Source organism: Nitrospira sp. BLG_2 (genome assembly GCF_049222245.1).
This window is the reverse complement of record NZ_JBLYIG010000373.1, coordinates 1-2147: the sequence shown is the minus strand read 5'-3', so window position 1 is coordinate 2147 and position 2147 is coordinate 1. Positions and strand designations below refer to the sequence as shown.

Below are 2147 nucleotides of genomic sequence, written 5' to 3'. Positions count from 1 at the left end.
GTAAGAACGGGGCAAGGCGCTCGGCGCACGGTGCTCTCTGCAATGCTGCCTAACCGGAGTCGATCCCAACCGGTCTTGCCATGAGTTCCCATGGCAACAAGGGCGACATCGGGATCGCGCGCAGCCTCCAAGATGAAATCCTCGGGAATGCCCACCTGAAGTTTGTAATCGGCCATGAGGCCGTTCTCGTTCGCCAAACGAACGATCCGGCCCAGCTCAAGAAGAGCTTTGGTCTTCAAGGACTGGAGGGAGCGGCGTGCCCTAGGAGACCACTGCTCAAAGCCGGGAGGGGCCTTCACGACATGCAGGATGATGAGACGGAAATTCAACACGCTCGCAAGCTTAAAAGCGTACGGAATCACCAGTTTGGCCGGCTTCGAAAAGTCGGTCGCCACGAGAATCGATCGTCTTGGATGAGCTGAGGTTTTCATGCTCTTCGCCCGCTCACTGACAATGCGTACACACGCGTGACGACGACTTTGCTGCGGACGGAGCCGTCATTCTTCAGGACAGTACCATGGAGGGATTTTAAGTTCACCTGTTTTGCCCATGTCAATTGTCGGGAAGGGATGCTGCCGCCGTACCTCGAAGGGACGTAGGGACTAGCCGCGTAAACCCGGGAAATCTTCAGGCAGGGGAGCGCGTGAAGTTACGCGCTTCCGCAGGCCTACTTGGCCCAGCACGAAAGCGCTCACCGGAGCGGTCATGAACAGAAACATGGCAATGAGCAGTTCCCGCAAGGTGAATCCGCCGTCGACGGAGTGGACGACAGCCGCGAGTAGAAAGCTCCCGACGCCCAACGTCGTGGATTTCGTCGGGCCATGCAGCCGCATGAAGAAATCGGGAAGACGGACGAGACTGAACGCCCCCACCACAATGAACAGGCTGCCGACCAGCAGGAGGACGGAGACGAGGATATCCAGCATAGTGCTACTCCATGACCTTGCCCCGGGCAAGAAAGCGAGCGAGCGACGCCGTGGCCACAAATCCGGTCAGTGCGATCAGCACCGCCGCTTCGAAAAAGATCGATGTGGACAGGTAGATGTCCAGGACGATCAGCAATGCGATCGTATTGATGTAGAGCGTGTCGAAGGCCAGCACGCGATCGGCCGGGTCGGGACCGCGCATGAGACGTATTAGGCACAACGTGAGCGCGAGCGTAAGGGAGCCCAAAGCTATATAGACGGCGACGGTCAACATTCGAGAATCTCCATCAAGGGGCGTTCATACCGCTCTTTGACCCTGGAAATGAAGGCCTGCTCGTCTTCCACGTGGAGGACATGCACCAGCAATGTGCGCGTATCCGGCGAGAGCGCCAACGGGATGGAGCCGGGTGTAATCGAGATCATGCTCGTAAACAGCGAGATCGCCGATGGATGAGTCACAGTCACCGGAACGTTCACGAATGCCGGCCGCAGCCGGGAGACGGGTCCCAACACGAGCCGGGCGACTGTGATATTGGCGAGGAGAATATCCCACAAGACCCTCACCATGAGCCGCATCGCGGGGGGTAGCGAACGGACACCCGGCAGCACATCGAGCAGTGGAGCGATGCTGAGCGGAATGGCCAAGGCGGACAGGAGAGCCACCCCGAGCTGCAGCGGCGAGATTCCGTTCAGGACAAGCCACGTTGCGGCCAGCGCCATCGAGAGCGTAGGAAACGGACACAGCTTTCTCATCGAACTCCGCCCATCGCATGAGGCCTGATGAAATCGTCCTGCCCGGATCCCAGGACGGCATGAATATAGGAATCAGGGGAGGTCAGTTGCGCCCCTATTTCACCGGTGTAGTGCGTAACGGGAGCCGCGAAGATGACAAGACCTATGCTGCATCCGGCCAGCGAGGCAAGCGCAATCCATTCGCCAGGGCGAGGAGGCCGGTCATGCGCAGGCTGGTTCGGTTCAATGTAATTCCAAAGGACGATGCTCCCCGCGCGCGAACATGTCACCAAGGTCAGTATGCTCGTCACCAGAATCACGGTCCATATCAGGACGACGCTCAACCCGTCCATCGTGCTTTGCAGAATCATGAGCTTGCCTAGGAATCCCGACGACGGCGGGATCCCGGCCACCGTCGCGCCGCCGAACAGAAAGGCCAGGCCCAGGGGAACCGCTTGCCGAAACGGAGGGCCAGGATGGAGCTGGTCT

The 2147-nt window shown here is 59.2% G+C and carries 4 protein-coding genes and 1 pseudogene; all 5 read right to left on the bottom strand.

The window, feature by feature from the left end; translation table 11 throughout:
• On the bottom strand, positions 1–431 hold a 431-nt coding region (locus ACOSYY_RS10375), incomplete at its 3' end, for a universal stress protein (protein ID WP_421662267.1).
• A 171-nt stretch (positions 432–602) separates the two neighbouring features.
• Entirely contained in the window at positions 603–926 is a 324-nt protein-coding gene (locus ACOSYY_RS10370; protein WP_421662266.1) for a Na+/H+ antiporter subunit G, read from the bottom strand.
• A 4-nt stretch (positions 927–930) separates the two neighbouring features.
• Positions 931–1200: a K+/H+ antiporter subunit F gene (locus ACOSYY_RS10365; RefSeq protein WP_421662264.1), complete on the bottom strand. Its 270-nt coding sequence runs from the start codon at positions 1198–1200 to the stop codon at positions 931–933.
• Positions 1194–1679, bottom strand: a complete 486-nt coding sequence (locus tag ACOSYY_RS10360; RefSeq protein ID WP_421662263.1) for a Na+/H+ antiporter subunit E — start codon at positions 1677–1679, stop codon at positions 1194–1196. Before ACOSYY_RS10360 ends, ACOSYY_RS10365 begins: the two co-directional genes overlap by 7 nt.
• Positions 1676–2147: pseudogene (locus tag ACOSYY_RS10355) on the bottom strand (hypothetical protein); the annotation flags it as partial. The gene ACOSYY_RS10360 and the pseudogene ACOSYY_RS10355, both read right to left, overlap by 4 nt.